19 protein-coding genes are annotated in these 21,070 nt (G+C 60.2%); 15 read left to right on the top strand and 4 right to left on the bottom strand.

All coding sequences use genetic code 11. The annotated features are described in order from the left end of the window. Window positions 1-146: 146 nt before the first annotated feature. The 4 genes from POR16_RS25795 (at window position 147) to POR16_RS25780 (ending at window position 5,527) form a co-directional block, all read left to right on the top strand. On the top strand, window positions 147-866 hold the full coding sequence (locus POR16_RS25795; protein WP_005894610.1) for a class I SAM-dependent methyltransferase: 720 nt from the start codon (window positions 147-149) through the stop codon (window positions 864-866). Window positions 867-1,131: 265 nt separating this feature from the next. After that, entirely contained in the window at window positions 1,132-2,784 is a 1,653-nt protein-coding gene (locus POR16_RS25790) for a Na/Pi cotransporter family protein (RefSeq protein ID WP_024691105.1), read from the top strand. Window positions 2,785-2,841: 57 nt separating this feature from the next. Next, entirely contained in the window at window positions 2,842-4,218 is a 1,377-nt protein-coding gene (locus POR16_RS25785) for a M16 family metallopeptidase (RefSeq protein ID WP_005894620.1), read from the top strand. A gap of 97 nt (window positions 4,219-4,315) precedes the next feature. Then, a complete protein-coding gene (locus tag POR16_RS25780; protein WP_005894623.1) occupies window positions 4,316-5,527 on the top strand; it encodes a DUF5924 family protein in 1,212 nt (403 codons plus the stop codon). A 4-nt stretch (window positions 5,528-5,531) separates the two neighbouring features. Here POR16_RS25780 and POR16_RS25775 read toward each other — a convergent pair whose 3' ends face one another. Together POR16_RS25775 and argH are read right to left on the bottom strand one after the other, a co-directional pair. Further along, complete coding sequence (locus POR16_RS25775; RefSeq protein ID WP_005894626.1) at window positions 5,532-6,773, bottom strand: nucleoside recognition domain-containing protein; 1,242 nt, start codon at window positions 6,771-6,773, stop codon at window positions 5,532-5,534. Window positions 6,774-6,964: 191 nt separating this feature from the next. After that, the gene (gene argH / locus POR16_RS25770) at window positions 6,965-8,359 is read right to left on the bottom strand and encodes an argininosuccinate lyase (RefSeq protein WP_005894629.1); all 1,395 of its coding nucleotides are present in this window, start codon (window positions 8,357-8,359) and stop codon (window positions 6,965-6,967) included. 134 nt (window positions 8,360-8,493) lie between these two features. Between argH and POR16_RS25765 the strand changes: the two genes are divergently transcribed. The 8 genes from POR16_RS25765 (at window position 8,494) to POR16_RS25730 (ending at window position 16,072) form a co-directional block, all read left to right on the top strand. Then, window positions 8,494-9,576, top strand: coding sequence for a sensor histidine kinase (locus tag POR16_RS25765; RefSeq protein ID WP_005894632.1), 1,083 nt, complete (start codon window positions 8,494-8,496; stop codon window positions 9,574-9,576). Beyond that, window positions 9,573-10,319 carry a LytR/AlgR family response regulator transcription factor gene (locus POR16_RS25760; RefSeq protein WP_005894634.1) on the top strand — a complete coding sequence of 249 codons (747 nt, stop codon included), beginning with the start codon at window positions 9,573-9,575 and terminating at the stop codon, window positions 10,317-10,319. Before POR16_RS25765 ends, POR16_RS25760 begins: the two co-directional genes overlap by 4 nt. 241 nt (window positions 10,320-10,560) lie before the next feature. Then, window positions 10,561-11,502 (top strand): hydroxymethylbilane synthase, encoded by a 942-nt coding sequence (hemC, locus tag POR16_RS25755; RefSeq protein WP_005894637.1) that lies wholly within the window; start codon window positions 10,561-10,563, stop codon window positions 11,500-11,502. Continuing rightward, window positions 11,499-12,275 (top strand): uroporphyrinogen-III synthase, encoded by a 777-nt coding sequence (locus tag POR16_RS25750; protein ID WP_005894641.1) that lies wholly within the window; start codon window positions 11,499-11,501, stop codon window positions 12,273-12,275. Before hemC ends, POR16_RS25750 begins: the two co-directional genes overlap by 4 nt. 50 nt (window positions 12,276-12,325) lie before the next feature. Next, a complete protein-coding gene (locus tag POR16_RS25745) occupies window positions 12,326-13,447 on the top strand; it encodes a uroporphyrinogen-III C-methyltransferase (RefSeq protein ID WP_005894645.1) in 1,122 nt (373 codons plus the stop codon). After that, complete coding sequence (locus POR16_RS25740) at window positions 13,444-14,688, top strand: heme biosynthesis protein HemY (protein WP_005894648.1); 1,245 nt, start codon at window positions 13,444-13,446, stop codon at window positions 14,686-14,688. Before POR16_RS25745 ends, POR16_RS25740 begins: the two co-directional genes overlap by 4 nt. Before the next feature lie 215 nt (window positions 14,689-14,903). Next, window positions 14,904-15,431 carry a disulfide bond formation protein B gene (locus POR16_RS25735; RefSeq protein ID WP_005894651.1) on the top strand — a complete coding sequence of 176 codons (528 nt, stop codon included), beginning with the start codon at window positions 14,904-14,906 and terminating at the stop codon, window positions 15,429-15,431. A 167-nt stretch (window positions 15,432-15,598) separates the two neighbouring features. After that, the gene (locus POR16_RS25730) at window positions 15,599-16,072 is read left to right on the top strand and encodes an Rsd/AlgQ family anti-sigma factor (protein WP_005894653.1); all 474 of its coding nucleotides are present in this window, start codon (window positions 15,599-15,601) and stop codon (window positions 16,070-16,072) included. An 88-nt stretch (window positions 16,073-16,160) separates the two neighbouring features. Here POR16_RS25730 and POR16_RS25725 read toward each other — a convergent pair whose 3' ends face one another. After that, a complete protein-coding gene (locus POR16_RS25725; protein WP_005894656.1) occupies window positions 16,161-16,835 on the bottom strand; it encodes an FKBP-type peptidyl-prolyl cis-trans isomerase in 675 nt (224 codons plus the stop codon). 216 nt (window positions 16,836-17,051) lie between these two features. On the opposite strand from POR16_RS25725, the gene POR16_RS25720 reads away from it, so the two are divergent. Then, on the top strand, window positions 17,052-18,008 hold the full coding sequence (locus tag POR16_RS25720; protein WP_122381191.1) for an AlgP family protein: 957 nt from the start codon (window positions 17,052-17,054) through the stop codon (window positions 18,006-18,008). Here the strand turns inward: POR16_RS25720 and POR16_RS25715 are convergent. Further along, a complete protein-coding gene (locus POR16_RS25715; protein WP_005894663.1) occupies window positions 18,005-18,493 on the bottom strand; it encodes a TIGR02444 family protein in 489 nt (162 codons plus the stop codon). The genes POR16_RS25720 and POR16_RS25715 overlap by 4 nt on opposite strands. A gap of 46 nt (window positions 18,494-18,539) precedes the next feature. Between POR16_RS25715 and POR16_RS25710 the strand changes: the two genes are divergently transcribed. Together POR16_RS25710 and POR16_RS25705 are read left to right on the top strand one after the other, a co-directional pair. Further along, window positions 18,540-20,450 (top strand): ATP-binding cassette domain-containing protein, encoded by a 1,911-nt coding sequence (locus tag POR16_RS25710; protein WP_053479956.1) that lies wholly within the window; start codon window positions 18,540-18,542, stop codon window positions 20,448-20,450. Window positions 20,451-20,466: 16 nt separating this feature from the next. Continuing rightward, window positions 20,467-21,060: a mechanosensitive ion channel family protein gene (locus POR16_RS25705; RefSeq protein ID WP_005894672.1), complete on the top strand. Its 594-nt coding sequence runs from the start codon at window positions 20,467-20,469 to the stop codon at window positions 21,058-21,060. Window positions 21,061-21,070 lie beyond the last annotated feature (10 nt).

Here is a 21,070-nt window from a genome sequence, read left to right as displayed (position 1 = left end):
CCGATAACCCCGCATCACCAGACGCCGACTCTATGAAAGCCCCTACACTGTCTTGACTGATGCCTGAACCCGACGCGGATGTTTCAGCAGAATCCCCGGAATACCTCATCCAGCCCACCGCAATTACCCCGTCAAGGATTCCGACCATGAAGCAATATGTTGAAAACTATCAGCCCACCGAAGGCTTTCCCCCTGCAACGGGCTATGTAGAAGGTGATTCGGTCTCTCCAAAGGCGATGATTTTCCATATCCTGAAAGACCCGGGCGCCGAGGTTGAAGTGCTGGATATCGGGTTTGGCTCCGGTACGCTGGGGGCTTTGATCAAATCAAACCCGGACACTGCACACTGGTCGGTGGACGGCATCGATGGCTGGGAAGCCAATTGCCAGAATTCGCAGCTGTATGAAAACGCCACCTACCGCAATATCTGGCATGGCCTGGCTCAGGAATTGTCATCCGAGCGACTGGCCCAGTACCGGATAATCTGCCTGCTGGACGTGGTCGAGCACCTGACGGCTGACACTGCCCGGTGGCTGGTGCGGACGCTGCTGTCCAGTCTGGGGCCTGATTCCTACCTGTTTATCAGCACCCCTTTGTGGTTCTACCCGCAAGATGCTCAGCAGGACGGCGATCTTGAGGAACATCTGATCGGCGTACCGGCTTCGTCGATGATGGCGCTGTGTCCGCACCTTTATGCGGTCAATCAGCCGCTGATTGGCGGTTTCGTTTTCAGCCGCCGCAGCCTGGATTTCATCGAGTTTTTTCAGCCCACTGCGGATAAATCCTTTTCGTATGAGAAGGGCATGACCGTCGCCAAGGCTGTCGGGATGAAATTCGACCCCAACGTCGCGTTCACAATGGATTGACCCGGCAATCGGCTTGCCTCCCTTGGGCGGCAGGCGCGCATTGGCATGAACAATTCGTGGCGTATCTACGTCAGGTGCCAGTACGCGACATCAAAATACTGATTTATGACACTTTTATTTCAATGAAACCCGCCCTGTGCGATGCTGGCGCCAAGGCCAAAGGCCGACTAAAGCTTAGTGGAGCGCTACAAACCCATCCCCGCTCGCTACACGCTGCATCTTTAATTTTATCGCCTGAATGGGCAAAACTCAGGGGGCTTTCTGCATGCTGACCCTGCTCGATTTGTTGTCTGCCGTCGCCCTGCTTATCTGGGGCACGCATATCGTGCGCACTGGCATCCTTCGTGTTTACGGAGCGCAACTGCGCCGTCTGCTCAGCCAGAACATGTCCAGACGACCACTGGCCTTCATTGCCGGCATTCTGGTCACAGCCCTGGTACAGAGCAGCAACGCCACGGCCATGCTGGTGACGTCTTTCGTGGGCCAGGGCCTGATGACGCTGACGCCAGCGCTGGTGATCATGCTCGGGGCCGATGTAGGTACGGCGCTGATGTCGCGCGTGCTGACGTTCGACCTTTCATGGCTGTCACCGCTGCTGATTTTCCTTGGCGTGGTGTTTTTTCTGTCGCGCAAGCAGACCCGTGCCGGGCAGTTGGGTCGGGTCGGTATCGGTCTGGGCCTGATCGTGCTGGCGCTGCAATTGATCGTTGCAGCCGCTGCGCCCATCACTCAGGCGGCGGGGGTCAAAGTGCTGTTTGCCTCGCTGACCGGCGACCTGCTGCTGGATGCGCTGGTGGGCGCCATGTTCGCATTGATTTCCTATTCCAGCCTGGCAGCGGTGCTGCTCACCGCCACGCTGGCAGGCACCGAAGTCATTGGCTTGCCGGTCGCGATCGGCCTGGTGATCGGCGCCAATATCGGCAGCGGTCTGTTGGCTTTTCTCAGCACCAGCATGCAGAACGTCCCGGGCCGGCAGGTTGCGTTGGGCAGCCTGCTGTACAAACTGCTCGGCCTGCTGCTGATCATCCCGGTGCTTGACCCGCTGGTTGAATGGATCGACACGCTGGGCTTCCGGCCACAGGAGCTGGTCATCGGCTTTCACTTGATCTACAACACCACGCGTTGCCTGATCATGCTGCCCACGGTGGGGCCAATGGCGCACCTGTGTGCAGCCTTGCTGCCGCAGCAGAACGAGGTCGGCGGCCTGGCCAAACCTCGTCATCTGGACCTGGCCGCGCTGGCGACGCCCAGCCTTGCTCTGGCCAACGCCGTACGCGAAACGCTGCGTATGGGCGATCTGATCGAGAGCATGCTCGGCTCAATGTTGGCGGTGCTGCGCGGTACGCAAACGGCAGTCACACAGGAAGTACGCCGCCTGAATGATGATGTCGAAGCGCTCTACAGCGCGATCAAGCTGTACCTGGCGCAGATGCCGCGTGAAGACCTCGGCGAGCACGATAATCGTCGATGGGCCGAGATTATCGAGCTGACCATCAACCTCGAACTGGCCAGCGGCCTGATCGAACGTATGCTGCGCAAGATTCAGCAGCAGAAGACCGCGCATCGTCGTTCGTTCTCCGAGGTCGGCCTGGAAGAGCTGGCCGACCTGCAGATCCAGTTGCAGTCAAACCTGCGTCTGGGGCTTTCGGTATTCCTCAGCGGCGACCCGGAAAGCGCACGGCAGCTGTTGCGCGAGAAACGCCGTTTTCGCGCGCAGGAGCGACGCCTGGCACATGCCCATGTCAGCCGCCTGCGGCAGAAGGTCGTGCAAAGTATCGAGACCAGCTCGCTGCACCTGGAACTGATCGCCGATATGAAGCGCCTGAACTCGCTGTTCTGCAGCAGCGCCTACGCAGTGCTCGAAACCGCTGACACTGGCGCCCTGTCCAGCGAGGACGAGCCAGAGCGATCACTGTGAACGTAAGGGCCGGGGTGAAGTCTGTTACACATACCGGCCCGCCAGGAAAGCTGTTTTATGCGTTGCCTGCTGTTCGCTTGTCTGCTCCTCGGCTCATTCCCTTCGTTTGCCCTTGACCGTCTTCAGGTCGAGGGCTATCTGCTGCCCAACGGTTTGCAAGTCCTTCTCAAACCCGGATACGAAAAAGGCCATGTCGCGATTCGGCTGGTCGTCGGCATCGGTTTCGATGACTTCCCGTGCCAGGACAAAGAGCTGCCGCACTTGCTTGAACACCTGCTGTTCAGCGGGGTTGATGACAGTGGCGAAGGCGGGCTAGAGGAGCGTATGCAGGCACTCGGCGGCGAGTGGAACGCCTTCACCAGCAATGCCGACACCACATTTGTGATCGAGGCGCACGCACGCAATCAGCGCAAGGTGCTGGACCTGCTGCTGGAAATCATGACCCGCACAGAACTCAGCCAGGCGCATCTGGATGGCGTCAAACGTGTCGTCGAGCGCGAAGACGGCGGGCACTCTTCACACTTGCAGCGCCTGCTGGACCGGCGCGATTCGGGCCGCAGCGCCAGCAGCCAACTGGCAGTAGAACTGGGTCTGAAATGCGCCGAGCGGCCAGAAGTGGGTGGCATCAAGCTTGAGCACATCGAAGAGGTATTCGCCAATTGGTACGCCCCCAACAACATGACCCTGATTGTGGTCGGCGACCTGGACAAGCTGCTGCCAGCGTATCTGGAACGCACTTACGGCAAACTGGCGCCTACCGACCCGATCGATCATCCCCCGCTGGCGCAAAGCAACGGTTCCGCCGAGCCGCGCCGTGAGCTGCAACGCGGCGGACTGGGTGACAGCGCAAAGCTGCACCTGATCTACCCCGAGCCACAACTGGACGAGCAGCACGACGAAACCTGGGACCTGGTCAAGGGCTATCTGGACTGGGCGCTCTATACCGAGCTGCGCCTGAAGCGCAATCTGTCCTATGGTCCTTCGGCGGAGCGAGAAGTGTTCGGTGACAGCGGATTTTTGAGCCTGAACGCCGATGTAGAGCGCGACGATGTCACAGAAGCCGAGCAGGATATTCGGGCGCTGGTCGAGACCCTGCAGAAAGACGGCATGCAGCCCGCCATGTTTGCGCGCTTGCAGCAGCTCGCCATTGACCGCCAATCGTGGGCCACACAAGGCAACAGTGCGTTGGCCGACTACTATTGGAGTGCGCTCAACGATTACGAGAAAGGCCGCTTTGAAGATCCGGCCAAACGCATCAAGGCCGTCAGTCTGGAAACAGCCAATCTAGCCATGCGGCAGTTGCTTGCTCAGCCGGGTTATATGCGAATTGAAAAACCGCTGCTCAGCTATGAAAGCCTGTATGGCTTGATTGCCGGGGTGCTGAGCCTGATCGTTGCCTTGGGCATCTGGCGCTGGCGAACACGACACAAATAGCATTGCGACGCCGAACTGCACGTGGGGTGCAGTCATCGCGCAGCGTTTGTTACGCTGCGCGTTTTTTTGTATGAACAGAACCGAGTGAACAACCGACATGCTTGACGTGAACCGCTATGTGACACCCGTGCTCAACTTGATGCAGCGCTATCCGGGGCTCATTGCGGCATTTGGTTTCGTCTCCGGCATCGCCAGTTTCATTCTGGTTGATCGCCAGGCGGGTCTGGCGACCTGGATTGCCGTGGTGATGCTGATCAGCTGGCTGTGGCTGATGGTCGAAAACACCATGGTCGGGCTGCTCAACAAGGCACTGGGCCGCGAGATTCCACAAGGCCTGCTGCGTTACGGCACGCAGATGATCCACCAGGAAAGCCTGTTCTTCGTGTTGCCGTTCTTTTTCATCACCACCACCTGGAACAGCGGTCAGGCTGTGTTTACCGCAGCCTTGGGCGCCGCCGGGCTGATCTCGATCATCGATCCGCTGTATTACAAATGGCTGGCCCCGAAACGCTGGCTGTTCATGACGCTGCATACGCTGACCCTTTTTGCTGCCTTGCTCACGGCGCTGCCGATCATCCTGCATCTGACCACTGCCGAGAGCTACAAACTGGCGCTCGGCGTCGCCATGCTGTTATCGGCTCCCAGCCTGATGTCGAGCTTTGCGCTGAACACCTGGCGTAGCGCGCTGACCGTGTTCGCGATGATCCTCGCCATCGGCGCTGCGGGATGGCTGCTGCGCTCGTGGGTGCCACCTGCCACGCTGTGGCTGACCGAAGTGGCGGTCAGCCCGGATTTCGACAACAAAAACCGTACACCAGGCGACAGCATCTCGCTGATCAGCGCCAAACAGTTGCGCAACGGCGGCTTGTACGCGTACACCGCCATCAACGCACCGCGTGGCCTGGACGAGCGCATCTACCATGTGTGGTGGCACGAAGGTAAAGAGATGGACCGCATCGCCCTGGATATCCACGGCGGGCGCAAGGAAGGCTACCGCGCCTGGACGCGCAAGCAGAACTTCCCCGAGGACGTTACCGGCCGCTGGCAGGTGAGGGTGCTGACCGAGGACGGACAGATGATCGGTGTGCTGCGCTTCGTGGTGACGGACAACGATCAACCGACAGAAAAGCGCCCGACCGGTCGAATCATCAAGCTCAAGCCAGGAGGCGACTCGGCGGAAGAGGCAACGCCTGAGGCTGCCCCCGAAAAGCCTCAGGCCAGCGAGCCTAAGGCGGATGACCCGGCTGCCGGTTCGACGCCAACCGAGCCCGCGCCGGCTGAATCGACGCCCGCCGAGCCGGCGCCTTGATGTCTTAGCTGGCGGTGGCGCCGAAGAACCAATAGCAGACGAAGATGGCCGCCACCACGCCGGAAAACTCGGCCAGCAGCGCGCAACCTACCGCATGGCGGGCGCGCTGAATGCCCACGGCACCAAAGTACACCGCCAGTACATAGAACGTGGTTTCGGTACTGCCCTGAATGGTCGCTGCCGCCAAAGCGGCGAAGCTGTCCACGCCTTGGGTCTGCATGGTTTCGATCAGCAAGGCGCGCGCGGCACTGCCGGAAAAGGGTTTGACCATTGCAGTTGGCAGCGCATCGACAAAGCGCGTGTCCAGCCCCAGCCACTCCACCAGATGCCGAATACCTTCAAGGCCGAAATCCAGCGCGCCGGATGCCCGCAACACGCCCACCGCGCAGAGCATGGCGACCAGATAAGGCAGCAGGCTCTTGGCAACATCGAAGCCTTCCTTGGCCCCTTCCACGAAAGCCTCGTAAACCAGCACCTTGCGTAGCGTGCCGATGAGCAGAAACATCATGATCAGGCCGAACAGCGTGAGGTTGCCCAGAATGGACGACAAGCCCGCCAGTGCTGCCGCAGACAGTGTGCCAAGGAATGCCATGAACGTGCCCAGCAGCAGCGCACCGGGAATCAGGTAGGCAAGCACCACCGGGTCCCAGAGACGCAGGCGCTGCATGAACGCGACCGATAGCAGGCCGACGATCGTCGAGACGCTGGTGGCGAGCAGGATCGGCAGAAATACCAGGGTCGGATCGGGCGCACCCTGCTGGGCGCGGTACATGAAGATCGTCACCGGCAACAGCGTCAGGGACGACGCATTGAGCACCAGAAACAGGATCTGCGCGTTACTGGCGGCAGTCTTGCTCGGGTTGAGTTCCTGCAACGAACGCATGGCCTTCAGGCCGATAGGCGTAGCCGCATTGTCTAGCCCAAGTGCATTGGCGGCAAAGTTGAGGGTTATCAGACCCAGCGCCGGGTGGCCTGGCGGGACTTCCGGCATCAGGCGCAAAAACAGTGGCCCGAGGACTTTGGCCAACCAATCGACAATACCGGCCTTCTCGGCGATACGCAGAAAACCAAGCCACAAGGTCAGCGTACCGAACAACAGCACCATGACCTCGACCGAGAGCTTTGCCATGGCAAAGATGCTTTCGACCATCGCCGCAAAAATCCCCGCATTGCCGCCCACCAGCCATTGCACCAGTGCGGAAATCGTCGCCACGACAAAAAAACCAAGCCACAGGCCATTGAGCATCGGATAAGTCCCTCACAAGATGCGGGGATGATAACGGCGGGGTGCGCTGGAGGGAAATCGAGTGCTGCTGCGCCACGCATTCAGGATTGGACGCAGAGCGTCCAGAAAGGCATGCCGACGCGGAGCATCGGCACGATAGTTGTGGGCACAATAGTTGGGATTATCGTTCCTCACGCTCTCTTTGGCTGTATTCAGCGCCCGGCCAGTAACTCCTGGCCACGAACCACGGCGGCGCGGACCTGTTCAGGTGCGGTGCCGCCGATGTGGTTGCGGGCGTTGACCGAGCCTTCCAGGGTCAGTACGGCAAACACGTCCTGCTCGATCTGGTTGCTGAATTGACGCAGCTCTTCGAGGCTCATTTCCGCCAGATCCTTGCCGGTTTCCACTCCATATTTCACGGCATGACCGACGATTTCATGGCAATCACGGAACGGCAGGCCACGGCGTACCAGATAGTCGGCCAGGTCAGTCGCGGTCGAGAACCCGCGCAGAGCCGCTTCGCGCATGATCGCGTGCTTCGGTTTGATCGCAGGGATCATGTCGGCAAACGCACGCAGCGAATCGCGCAGGGTGTCGGCTGCGTCGAACAGCGGCTCCTTGTCTTCCTGATTGTCCTTGTTGTAAGCCAGAGGCTGGCCTTTCATCAGGGTCAACAAGCCCATCAGCGCACCGAATACGCGGCCGCTTTTGCCACGCACCAGTTCAGGCACGTCAGGGTTTTTCTTCTGCGGCATGATCGAACTGCCCGTGCAGAAGCGATCCGGCAGGTCAATGAACTGGAATTGCGCACTGGTCCAGAGCACCAGTTCTTCGGAAAAGCGCGACAGGTGCATCATGGCGATGGACGCTGCCGAGCAGAATTCGATGGCGAAATCGCGATCCGATACGCCGTCCAGCGAGTTGCCACCCACCACGTCGAAACCCAGCAGTTTGCAGGTCAGTTCACGATCGATCGGGTAGGTAGTGCCTGCCAGCGCAGCGCTGCCCAGTGGCATGCGGTTCAGACGCTTGCGGCAGTCCACCAGACGCTCGTAGTCGCGGCTGAGCATTTCGAACCAAGCCAGCATATGGTGGCCGAAGGTCACCGGCTGCGCCGTCTGCAAATGCGTGAAACCGGGCATGATGGTTTCGGCTTCGCGTTCCGCCTGGCCCAGCAGGCCTTTCTGCAGGCGTGTTATTTCGCTCAGGATCAGGTCGATTTCGTCACGCAACCACAGGCGGATGTCAGTGGCCACCTGATCGTTGCGACTGCGCCCGGTATGCAGCTTCTTGCCGGTGATGCCAATGCGATCGGTCAGGCGTGCTTCGATGTTCATGTGCACGTCTTCCAGATCGACGCGCCATTCGAAGCTGCCAGCCTCGATCTCGGCCTGGATGGTGTTCAGGCCCTCGACGATGGTATCGCGCTCGGCGTCGGTCAGAACGCCCACCTTGGCCAGCATGGTGGCGTGGGCGATGGAGCCCATGATGTCGTGGCGATACAAACGTTGATCGAAGGTGACGGAGGCAGTGAAACGCGCTACAAACGCGTCGACGGGTTCACTGAAGCGGCCGCCCCAGGACTGGTTGGTCTTGTCGGTGCTCATGGATTCACTCGTTGCTCAACAGAAAATGGCATGCCCGATACCTGGCACAAGGGCGGTAGCGATGATAACAGGGTTAATGCTTTTTTATCCCCGGAGCGCTTGCCGCTGACGAGGCCAAGGCCGAGACTGGAGCCATGCGAACCCAACCTGTGAAGCACGACGCTGGCCCCACCCCCGGCAAAGACTTTTTCCTCCCCGAACTGTGCCTGCCCCAGGCATTGCTGGTGCTCGTCGTTCTGTCCGAGCTGCTGGTGGTGGTGCTGGTCCTGGTCGAGCCAATGCGTGCAGGCTTCGACTGGGTACGCCTGGCACTGATGTCGCTGTTCGTGCAATGGATCGTGCTGCTGTCGGCTGCGTTGCTTTGTGGTCTGCGACCCTGGCTGGCGCGCCTTACGCCGGGGCTGGCGGGCATGCTCAGTTGCCTGCTGGTGGTCGGTCTCACTCTTTTATGCACCGCCGTGACAGATGTGTGTCAGCTTACTGGCAGGATCTCGGTCAGTGGGATGGTTGAACGCTACCTGCGTTATTCGACCATTGCGCTGATCATGTCGGCCCTGATGCTGCGCTACTTCTACCTGCAGAGTCAGTGGCGCAAACAGCAGCAGGGCGAGCTGCGGGCGAGGATCGAATCGCTGCAGGCGCGCATCCGCCCGCACTTTCTGTTCAACACCCTCAACAGTATCGCGAGCCTGGTTGCCAGTAACCCGGTCAAGGCCGAGCAGGCGGTACTGGACCTTTCAGACCTTTTTCGTGCCAGTCTGGCCAAGCCGGGCAGCCTGATTACGTGGAGCGAAGAGCTCGCATTGGCAAAACGATATTTATCGATTGAGCAATATCGTCTTGGCGAGCGTCTACAGTTGGACTGGAGGGTGAGTGCAATTCCTGATGACTTGCCGATTCCCCAGCTAACCTTGCAGCCATTATTGGAAAACGCTTTGATTTATGGCATTGCTCCGCGTGTCGACGGGGGCGTTGTAACAGTCGAAGCGCACTATGAACGGGGGGAGTTCATGTTGATCGTCAGCAATCCCTATGAAGAAGTTGCCAACCGGCAGACTTCCAACGGTACTCAGCAGGCCCTGACAAACATCGGCGCACGTATTGCGGCACTTTTTGGTCCGCACGCCAGTCTGAGCGTGGAGCGCCGTGACGGTCGTCACTACACCTGTCTACGCTATCCTTGTGCGAGACTCACGCAGGAAGCCAGAGCTATATGAATGTCCTGATCGTTGATGACGAACCCCTGGCCCGCGAGCGACTGAGCCGCATGGTCAATGAAATAGAGGGTTATCGAGTACTGGAACCCAGCGCCGCCAATGGTGAAGAAGCCCTGGCGCTGATCGAAAGCCATAAACCCGATGTCGTACTGCTTGATATCCGTATGCCGGGCCTCGACGGCCTGCAGGTCGCTGCCAAACTGTGCGAGCGGGAAGCACCGCCCGCGGTGGTGTTCTGCACTGCCCATGACGAATTCGCCCTGGAAGCCTTTCAGGTCAGTGCGGTCGGCTATCTGGTCAAGCCTGTGCGCCCCGAGCACCTGCTTGAAGCACTGAAAAAAGCTGAACGTCCAAACCGTGTACAGCTGGCAGCCTTGACCCGGCCAGCCGCCGAAACAGGTTCAGGGCCGCGCAGCCATATCAGTGCTCGCACCCGTAAAGGCATCGAACTGATTCCGCTGGACCAGGTGATCTACTTCATCGCCGACCACAAGTACGTCACGCTGCGCCATGAAGGTGGAGAGGTGCTGCTGGACGAGCCGCTGAAGGCGCTGGAAGACGAGTTCGGCGACCGATTCGTGCGTATCCATCGCAATGCATTGGTGGCGCGTGAGCGAATCGAACGCTTGCAACGTACCCCGCTGGGGCATTTTCAATTGTTCCTCAAGGGTCTCAATGGCGATGCCTTGATCGTCAGCCGCCGGCATGTAGCAGGTGTTCGCAAAATGATGCAGCAGCTCTAGGGCCCCGACAGGGAAGCCGCCCGAGAGCCCGGAACGCCGAGACCGAGTCACAAAACTGATCGACATGTCAGGTCTGTGTGTTTTCCGGCCACTCGGTCCTCAACCCTCCTTGTCAGCCCTTCCAGCCACTGGCCGATTCGCCAATCGGAATCAGTGCGCTGCCGCGCGTTTTCAGTCAACGCTGAAGCTGTACCGGCTGAGCTGTTATTATCCGTGGCATCTACTCAGTACGGATTGTTCAATGTCCACTCGCGAAATCCGCATCGCCACCCGTCAGAGCGCGCTGGCGCTTTGGCAGGCCGAATACGTCAAGAGCCGCCTTGAACAGGCGCACCCCGGCCTGCTCGTCACGCTGGTGCCTATGGTCAGCCGCGGCGACAAGCTGCTTGATTCGCCTCTGTCGAAGATCGGCGGCAAGGGTCTGTTCGTCAAAGAGCTGGAAACAGCGCTGCTGGAAGACCGGGCCGACATCGCCGTTCACTCCATGAAAGACGTGCCGATGGACTTCCCCCAGGGGCTGGGCCTGTTTTGCATCTGCGAGCGTGAAGACCCGCGTGATGCGTTTGTGTCCAATACCTTCGACAGCCTGCAGGCGCTGCCAGCCGGAAGCGTCGTCGGCACCTCAAGCCTGCGTCGCCAGGCCCAATTGCTGGCACGTCGGCCCGACCTGCAGATCCGCTTCCTGCGTGGCAACGTCAATACCCGTCTGGCCAAGCTGGATGCCGGTGAATACGATGCAATCATCCTCGCCGCTGCTGGCCTTATCCGCCTCGGCTTCGAAGACCGGATCACTTCGGCGATCAGTGTTGAAGACAGCTTGCCCGCAGGGGGGCAGGGCGCAGTAGGCATCGAATGCCGCAGCGTCGATGCCGAAATCCACGCCCTGCTGGCGCCCCTGCATCACGAAGACACTGCTGTGCGGGTGATTGCCGAGCGCTCGCTGAACAAGCACCTCAATGGCGGCTGCCAGGTGCCGATCGCCTGTTACGCCATTCTGGAAGGCGACGATGTCTGGTTACGCGGGCTTGTCGGCGACCCTTCCGGCAGTGTGCTGCTGCATGCCGAGGCCCGCGCCCCGCAGACATCAGCGCAGGCGCTGGGTGTAGAAGTCGCCGAAGCCCTGCTGGCCCAGGGCGCCGCCAAGATCCTCAAGGCTGTCTACGGCGAGGCCAACAACGAATGAGCACCTGGCGCCTGCTGCTGACCCGTCCCGCCGAGGAATCGGCTGCACTGGCAACCGTGCTGGCCGAGGTCGGCATTTTCAGCAGCAGTCTGCCCTTGCTTGAAACCGAGCCTTTACCCTTGACGCCCGCGCAGCGTTCGATCATTTTCGACCTGCTCAATTATTGTGCGGTGATCGTGGTCAGCAAACCCGCAGCGCGGCTGGCCATCGAAATGATTGATGAAGTGTGGCCGCAGCCGCCCATGCAACCATGGTTCAGCGTGGGTTCAGCGACAGGACAGATACTGATCGACTACGGCCTTGATGCGAGTTGGCCAGCACAGGGCGACGACAGCGAAGCCTTGCTAGGGCTGCCGCGCCTGAAACAGGCGATTGCCGTACCGGGAAGTCGCGTGCTGATAATGCGCGGTGACGAAGGCCGCGAGCTGCTGGCCGAACAACTGCGTGAGCAAGGGGTGGGGGTTGACTACCTGCCGCTGTATCGCCGGTACCTGCCGCAGTACGCGCCTGAAGCGCTGGCGCAACGTGTGAGGGTGGAACGCTTGAACGGGCTGGTGGTCAGCAGTGGGCAGGGTTTTGAACATTTGCTTCAACTGGCCGGTGATTCATGGCCGGACCTGGCCGGTTTACCGTTGTTTGTTCCGAGCCCCAGAGTTGCCGGCATCGCCCGTGCAGCGGGTGCCCGGACAGTTATTGATTGCCGTGGCGCCAGCGCCGCGGCATTGCTGGCAGCGTTACGGGATCAACCCGAGCCTGCCGTCAAGGCGTATTGATCGACACCTGTCGTTTACGCTATTACGCCAAAATGCAAAGGATGGGATACGTGAGCGAAACAGCCTTGCCTAAAGACGAAGAATCGGTGTTGAAAACGCCTGCCTCCACGCCTGATCCGGTGCGCGTCGAGCGGACCGGAGCCCGCAGCAGCGGGCTGGTCTTCCTCGCATTATTGCTGGGCATCGCCGGTATCGCTGTGGCGGGTTGGGGCGTCTGGCAATTGCGCATGCTCCAGGCCGGACACCAGCAGCAGCGCGGCCAGGTCGAAGACATCGCCGAACAGACACTGGTGCTGGCTCAGAATGACCAGCAACTGAGTGCGCGTCTTGCGCAGCTTCCTCCTGCCGATCAACTGGAAGACAGCCGTCGCCTGGTCGCGCAATTGCAGGGTGATCAGCAGCGTCTCAGCCAGCGTCTCGAAACCGTTCTCGGGGCAAGCCGCAAGGACTGGCGCCTGGCCGAAGCCGAGCATTTGTTGCGTCTGGCCAGCCTGCGCCTCTCGGCGCTTCAGGATATAAACAGCGCCAAGGCGCTGGTTCAGGGCGCCGATGAAATTCTGCGCGAACAAGACGATCCGGGATCTTTTGCTGCCCGCGAGCAATTGGCCAAAAGCCTTGCTGCACTGCACAGCATCGAACAGCCAGACCGTACAGGGCTGTTCCTGCAACTGGCTGCCTTGCGCGATCAGGTCACGCAGCTCAACAAGCTGGCCCCCGAGTATGAAGACAAGGGCGAGTCGCTTCTGGGCCTGACCTCGGACAAGACCGAGCAAAGCCGCTGGTCGCAATGGTGGGATCAGATTTCCCGTTATTTCCGTGTCGACTTCAACGCCGACAAAGACATTCGTCCGATATTGGCAGGGCAGAGCCTGGCGCAGGTTCGTCTGGCCCTGAGCCTGGCGCTGGAGCAGGCACAATGGGCAGCGCTTAATGGCGAGCCTGAGGTGTACAGCAAAGCCATCACAGAGGCGCAGAGTGTCCTGAAAGCCAACTTCGATCAGGACGACCCGCAAGGCAAGGCACTCGTTCAGGGCCTTGATGCACTGGCCAGCCAGCCGGTATCGGTCAAGACTCCTGATCTGGCACCAAGCCTGAGTGCGGTTCAGGCTTACCTTGAACGCCGCCACGCCGCCGGCAAACCAGCCGAGGCGCAGCAAGGGGCCAGCCGATGAAGCGCTTCTATGTGCTGTTATTTATCGCTATCGTCGCTGCGGCGCTGATCGGTGTCGCAGTCGCTGAACATTCCGGCTACGTGCTGATCGCCTATCAGAACTTCCGCTACGAATCGAGCCTGTGGGCGACGCTGGCGCTGCTGGTCGCCGTTCTGCTGGTGATAGCCGCCATCAGGTTGGTGATAACGCTGCTGACGACATCGGGAGGCGTGGTCAACCCGTGGTCGCGCCGTAACCGCAGCCGTCGAGTGCAGCTGGCGATCGAACAAGGTCAGATGGACCTGGCTGAAGGCCGCTGGTCCAGCGCACAGCGTCATCTGCAACGTGCGGCTGAAGCTGATGCTCACCCTCTGCTCTACTACATCGGTGCTGCTCGCGCAGCCAACGAACAGGGTCGCTACGAAGACTGCGACGCTCTGCTGGAGCGCGCCCTGGAGCGTCAGCCGCAGGCAGAGCTGGCCATCGCCCTGAACCACGCGCAGTTGCAGCAGGACCGTGGCGATACCGATGGCGCGCTCACTACGCTGCAGGCGATGCACCAGCGTCATCCGCATAACCCTCAGGTTCTTCGCCAGTTACAGCGCCTGTATCAGCAGCGCGGCGAGTGGTCCGATCTGATTCGCCTGATGCCCGAGCTGCGCAAGGACAAGGTCCTGCCGCCCAAGGAGCTGGCGGAACTGGAGCGCCGCGCCTGGGGCGAAAACCTCACGCTCGCCGCTTACCGCGACGACACCGATGGCGCACTAACGGGCCTGCCTTCGCTGGAAAAAGCCTGGCAAGGCCTTAGCGCAGCGCAGCGTCAGGAACCGCAACTGGTGCAAGCGTATGCCGATCAGTTGCGTCGTCTGGGCGCCGAAGCTCAGGCTGAAGAAGTGCTGCGCGTTGCGCTCAAACGTGAATATCACAGCCCCCTTGCACGACTATACGGGCTGGTACGCGGCGGCGATCCGTTGAAGCAGTTGCAGGTCGCGGAAGGCTGGCTCAAACATCACCCTGCCGATCCAAGCCTGCTGTTGAGCCTGGGGCGCATCTGCCTGCAAGGCCGACTGTGGGGCAAGGCAAGGGATTATCTGGAAAGCAGCCTGCGTCTCGAACGAAACCCGGAAACCTGCGCGGAGCTGGCTCGCCTGCTGGCGCAACTGGGTGAAACGGACAGAAGCAATAAACTGTTTCAGGAAGGTTTGGGTCTGCTCGACGAACGTCTTCTGTCACGGACGTTGCCCACGCTGACCAAGGCATAAAGATGCCCGAGGGCCCTGTTCAAGGGCTCTTTTTACCTGCCCTGCAACCTTGCGCACTGGCACGCAGGAACCTTCCTACGTCGATGAGTAAAATAACCGCATTGCAGCGTGATTGTTTTCCTCGGTAAACAGCGACGCATCCGTACGCAGCCACCTTGAAAGCGCCGAGGCCTTTCCTCTACCGTAATCGCCTCGTCCTTTGTTACGGATTTGCCATGTATCTGGCTCGTTCACGCTTTCTGTTTTTTCTGGCATCCCTGGCATGTGCATTGATCATCGGAACCGCTGTTTTTCTCCAGCAAGCCTTTGGTCTTGAGCATTGTGTGCTGTGCGTCGTACAGCGGGCCTTGTTTGTCGCCTGCGGTCTTCTGGCACTGGCAGCCGCCTGCCACGCGCCAGGCTGCAAAGGCTGGCGCCGCTACAGCTTCTGGCTGTTGCTGATCGCCCTCGCGGGTGCATGCACGGCAGGTGCTCAGGTCTGGCTGCAAACGGCTTCAGCCGATCAACTGATCCCGTTCATTGCCAGGCTGGAATACGTACTGGGCCTGCTTTCCCTGGACACGTGCGTTGACCGCCTGCGACATGACGCAATGCTCTGCGCAGAGGTTACCTGGTCACTGTTCGGTATCAGCCTGCCCGAGTGGAGCCTGCTGGCGTTCACAGGCCTGGTTCTGCTGCCTCTGTACCCTCTTTTCAGCGAATTCAGTCACTGGCTGAAAGACCAGGGGCAGGGCGCGCATTAAACGCTTGTATGAACTTTATCTCCTGCGTACCTTGATGGGCTAGTCGAGCGGGCATAATCTGGGCCGCACGCGTCACTGGAAACAGGCTGTCCTGACGCCCCGTCAGGCGAAAGCCTGATCAACAGGCTGGTACAGGACCGCACGCCCTAAAGGGAAGAGAGAAGACCATGCTGGAAAGTTGTCAGAATGCGCAGGAACGCTGGGGCGGGGTCAATAAGCTGATTGATCGCTGGCTACAAAGCCGCCTCGAACTGATCGAAGCCTACGACGCACTGGGTGACACACCCGAAGCATTGGCAGCCGATCGTGAAGGTCTGCAGAATTTTTGCGGCATCCTTGTCGACTACGTCTCGGCCGGGCACTTTGAAGTGTATGAGCAACTGGGTGACGAGGCCCGGGCGTTCAATGATGAGCGCGGGCTTGAGCTGGCGGATACGATCTACCCCCGCCTGGACGTGATCACCAAGTTTGCATTGACGTTCAATGACCGTTGCGACAAGGGCGATTGCTCGGACGCTGCTGTGGTGGCCAAGGAGTTCAACCAACTGGGGCGCCTGCTGCACGAACGCTTCGAACTCGAAGACTGCCTGATCGAAGTGCTGCACACGTCTCACAAAGAAGACATCGCCGCTCAGGTCTGAACGATCACTGCGCCGACATTCCAGAGAAATACCGTTGCCAAAGGGTGCGTTCGCACCCTTTTTGCATTTTTGAACGCCAGCTGGCTGATTACTGTGAAACCGCGACCAGTTCTATTTCGAACACCAGCGGCGTGAACGGATCAATCAGGTCACCTGCGCCCTCGGCGCCATAGGCTTGGTCCGACGGTATTACCAGCCGCCACTTCGCACCAGTCGGCATATTCTGCAGGGCGCTGGTCCAGCCGCTGATCACGCTGTCGAGCCTGAACCATTGAGGTTGAGTGCTCTGATCGAAAATCGTGCCGTCCGGCAGGCGACCCACATAACGCACTTCAACCCGGCCGTTCACATCCGGCTTGGGGCCTGTGCCCGGGGTCAGCTCAGTCATGAGAATGCCATCGGCCAGTACCTTCACGCCCGGTTTGGCCTTCTCGCTTTCCATGAAACGCCGCTCCGCGCCCAATGCCGCTTCAGTCGGCGCATCCGTACCTGCAGTCTCGGCTTGCGCAACCGCTGCATCGTGCTCGCGCAGAATCTGGTCGATGCGCTCTTGCTTGAGCGCCAGCGGTTTGCCCTGATAGGCCTGCTTCAGGCCTTCGACCAGCGCCTTGAGATCAAGATCGGGGACTTCCTGGTGCAGACGCTCGCCAAGACTGGCTCCCAGACTGTATGCAAGATCATGGCTGTCATTGGCCGATGGTGCTTCGGCGGCCTGGGCCAAGGGTAGCAAGAGGAACAACGACGTTAACAGGTAGCGCGACATTAATGCTCTCCGGCCTGGGAAGTCAGCGATTATGCCAGCGCCAGGGCGTGTAGTGACGAGTGTTGCGAAGTGAATTTCACAATGCCTGCGCATCGTATCGAGCAATCATTTTTTGCAGTATGCAACAGCGCATCGTTAGTGGTGTCAAGATGCCCTAGCGGCGATGCGCGCAGAAGCCTAGTATGAGCCGCAATTTCGTCACCCAGGAGGTAAGTCATGTCGGCCAAAAAGAAGCCAGTAAATACTCCGTTGCATTTGCTCCAACAATTATCGGGCAGCTTGCTTGAACATCTGGAAGACGCCTGTTCCCAAGCTTTGGCTGATGCTGAAAAACTGCTCGCCAAGCTTGAGAAACAACGCGGCAAGGCGCAGGAGAAACTGCACAATTCCCGCATCAAGCTGCAGGATGCTGCCTCCGCCGGAAAATCCAAGGCACAGACCAAGGCGAAAGACGCCGTGTCTGAACTTGAAGAACTGCTCGATGCACTCAAAGAGCGCCAGACTGAAACACGCACCTACATTCTGCACCTCAAGCGCGACGCTCAAGAAAGCCTCAAGCTGGCACAGGGTATTGGTCGTGTGAAAGAAGCCGTCAGTAAAATCCTGACCACTCGCAGCGCCAAGCCTGCCACGCCAAAAGTCGCTGCCAAGGCACCGGCCGCAAAAGCGCCGGCAAAAGCACCAGCCAAGGCAGCTGTAAAGGCACCGGCTAAAACTGCCGCTGCCAAGCCCGTCGCCAAAGCAGCTGCCAAGCCTTCAGCAGTTGCGAAACCGGCTGCAAAACCAGTAACCAAACCAGCAGCAGTCAAGGCGCCAGTGAAAGCGGCGGCCAAGCCTGCTACCCGGACTGCCGCAGCAGCCAAGCCCGCTGTCGCTAAAGCAACTGCCGCCAAACCAGTTGCTGCCGCCAAGCCTGCCGCTGCCAAACCCGCAGCCAGAAGCGCCGCAAGCAAAGCGCCCGCGACCAAAACTACTGCCAGCACTGCAGCCAAACCAGCCGCCGCCAAGCCAGTTGCCAAAGCGCCGGTAAAAGCACCTGCGAAAGCAGCAGCCAAGCCTGCTGCGGCGAAACCGGCGGCACCTGCCGCTGCCAAGCCAGCATCTGCGCCGGCTGCTCCAGCCGCTGCACCGGCAATACCTGCCGACAGCGTGACGCCAACCAGCGCTTCCTAAGCCTGGTCGTCGGTTCGACCCACCGCAATGCGCAGCACATGCAGCGCATTGCGGTTTTCTTCTGTTGGCCCGGTTGCATCACTGTCGACAAGCCCGATCAGCCACTCCTCCGCATCCCTTGCTTCGCCAGCCGGCCAGTCCCCCGTCAGCCCCTCGAGCTTCAGCATCAGACTCTGCTCGGCTTCAAGTTCCAGTGCCTTGACCTTCGCCCGCAGCCCGCCAAGCGCAGCGTCCTCAAGCGCCGCATTTCGCCATTCATTGCGCAAATCCCGCAGCGGACGCACCACATCGTCGTGCCAAGGCGTCGCCAGTTGTCTTATTTGCAGCAATCTTTGCGCGTTGCAGGCTACTTCACGCGTGCCAAGCCAGACCCCGCAAAGCACCATGCACACGTTGCCCCCGTTGGCTTGCAGCGTCAGACAAGCCTGCTCCACACCCGGTCGGGTGTAGAAATCGAGGGTGAAACTCCAGAGCGCTGAAGGCATAGTGATCCACCTGTTCAGGACGAAGCTGGTAGACTCCGCCGCCATTATGATTCGACTTCAAAGCCTTACCTTACAGCGTGGTCCGCAACGTCTGCTAGAAGACGCCGAGCTGACCCTGCACGCCGGCCATAAAGCCGGTCTGATCGGTGCCAATGGCGCCGGTAAATCCAGCCTGTTTGCCTTGCTGCGCGGCGAGCTGACGCCCGACGCCGGCGATTGCCTGTTGCCCGCCGACTGGCGCATCGCTCACATGCGCCAGGAGGTCGATACCCTTGAGCGCATGGCGGTGGACTACGTGCTTGATGGCGATGAGCGTCTGCGCGAAGTGCAGGGTTCGCTGGCCGAAGCCGAGGCGGCTCAGGACGGGGCGGCTCAGGCGCGTCTGCATTCGGAGCTCGACAGCGCCGACGGCTACACCGCTGATGCGCGCGCGCGCAAGCTGCTGGCCGGTCTGGGGTTCACCAACGAACAGATGGAACGACAAGTCGGCAGTTTCTCCGGCGGCTGGCGGATGCGCCTGAACCTGGCGCAGGCACTGATGTGCCCTTCGGACCTGCTGCTGCTCGACGAACCGACCAACCACCTGGACCTCGACGCCATTCTGTGGCTTGAGGACTGGCTCAAGAGTTATCCCGGCACCTTGCTGCTGATTTCCCACGACCGGGACTTTCTCGATGCCGTGGTCGATCACATCGCCCACGTCGAGCAGCGCAAGATCACTCTGTATCGTGGTGGCTACAGCGCCTTTGAACGGGCCCGCGCCGAACGTCTCGCTCAGCAGCAGCAAGCGTACGAGAAGCAGCAGGTGCAACGTGCGCACATGGAGAAGTACATTGCGCGCTTCAAGGCCCAGGCCACCAAGGCCCGTCAGGCCCAGAGCCGCATAAAGGCGCTGGAGCGCATGGAGGAGTTATCCGCCGCGCACGTCGATTCGCCGTTCAACTTCGTCTTCCGTGAGTCCGACAAGATCTCCAGCCCCTTGCTGGACCTGTCCGACGCGCGTCTGGGTTACGGCGACAAGACCGTACTGGAGAAGGTCAAACTGCAACTGACGCCTGGCGCGCGCATCGGCCTGCTCGGTCCCAACGGAGCGGGCAAGTCGACGCTGATCAAGAACCTCGCAGGCGAGCTTGAGCCGCAGAGTGGGCGACTGGTCCGCGGCGAAAACCTCACCGTCGGTTACTTTGCCCAGCATCAACTCGACTCACTGGACGCCAAGGCCACGCCATTGCTGCACTTGCAGCGTCTGGCGCCCACTGAACGCGAGCAGACACTGCGCGACTTCCTCGGCGGCTTCGACTTTCGGGGCGCGCGTCTGGACGAACCGGTGCTGAATTTTTCCGGTGGCGAAAAAGCCCGACTGGCGCTGGCACTGATTGCCTGGGAAAAACCCAACCTGTTGCTGCTCGACGAACCGACCAACCACCTGGACCTGGAAATGCGCCTGGCGCTGACCATGGCCCTGCAGGAGTTTGGGGGCGCGGTACTGGTGGTGTCTCACGATCGACACTTGCTGAAAAGCACCACCGATGACTTTCTGCTGGTGGCCGACGGCCGCGTGCAGGAGTTCGATGGCGATCTGGACGACTACACGCGCTGGCTGGCGGATTACCGTTTGCGTAACGCGCCGGTCAGCACCACGCCGGTCAACGCCGACAAGACCGACAAGAAAGCCCAGCGCCAGCAAGCTGCGGCGTTGCGTCAGCAACTGGCCCCGCACAAGCGTGAAGCCGACAAGCTGGAACGCGACTTGGGGTTGGTGAACGAAAAGCTCGCCAAAGTCGAAGAGGCACTGGCCGACAGCGCCAACTACGACGCTGCCAACAAGGACAAACTACGCGATCTGCTGGCCGAGCAAGCGAAGCTGAAAGTGCGCGAGTCCGAACTGGAGGACGCGTGGATGCAGGCGCTGGAACTGCTTGAGTCCATGCAGGCAGAACTGGAAGCACTGTCGTGAGCGAGGCAAGGGATTGATGGAGGTCTTGGGGTTGCAGATATCCGCCTACTGGATTGAGCCTGTGCTGATCGGCGTGCAAATTCTGCTGATCCTGCTGGCCGGTTATGTTTTGCAGCGGGTCGTGGGTGGTTTTCTCACCGGCCTGGGAGAGCGTTATCCATTGCCGCCAGAGCTGCTGGTGCCGGTTCGCGGAGGGCTGCGCTGGCTGATCATGGGCAGCGCATTTGTGTTCGTGCTGGGCAGGCTAGGGGTTTCAGCCACAGTACTGTGGACGGCGCTTTCCGGCTTCGTGGCCGTGGCGGCGGTTGCGTTCTTCGCAATGTGGAGCGTGCTGTCGAACCTGCTCTGCGCCATTCTGATCTTCACCATCGGGCCGTTCCGCATCGGCGACATGGTTGAGCTGGTCGACACACTGGACAAGCCCGGCGTGAAAGGCCGGGTCGTCGCCATCAACCTGATGTTCACCACGCTTATCGAGACGCCAGAAGCCGGCGGCGCGCTGGTTCAGGTGCCCAATAGCCAGTTCTTCCAGAAGTCGGTGCGTCGCTGGCGCGGCAGCGACCTGTTTCCGCAGATGGTGGTCGCAAAGCAGCCGGATGAGCAGGATTGAAAACAGTTAG

This window comes from Pseudomonas coronafaciens pv. oryzae str. 1_6 (assembly GCF_000156995.2).
Classification (GTDB): Bacteria; Pseudomonadota; Gammaproteobacteria; order Pseudomonadales; family Pseudomonadaceae; genus Aquipseudomonas; species Aquipseudomonas tremae.
The sequence above is the reverse complement of the archived record's forward strand: the minus strand, read 5'-3'. Positions and strand labels throughout refer to the sequence as shown.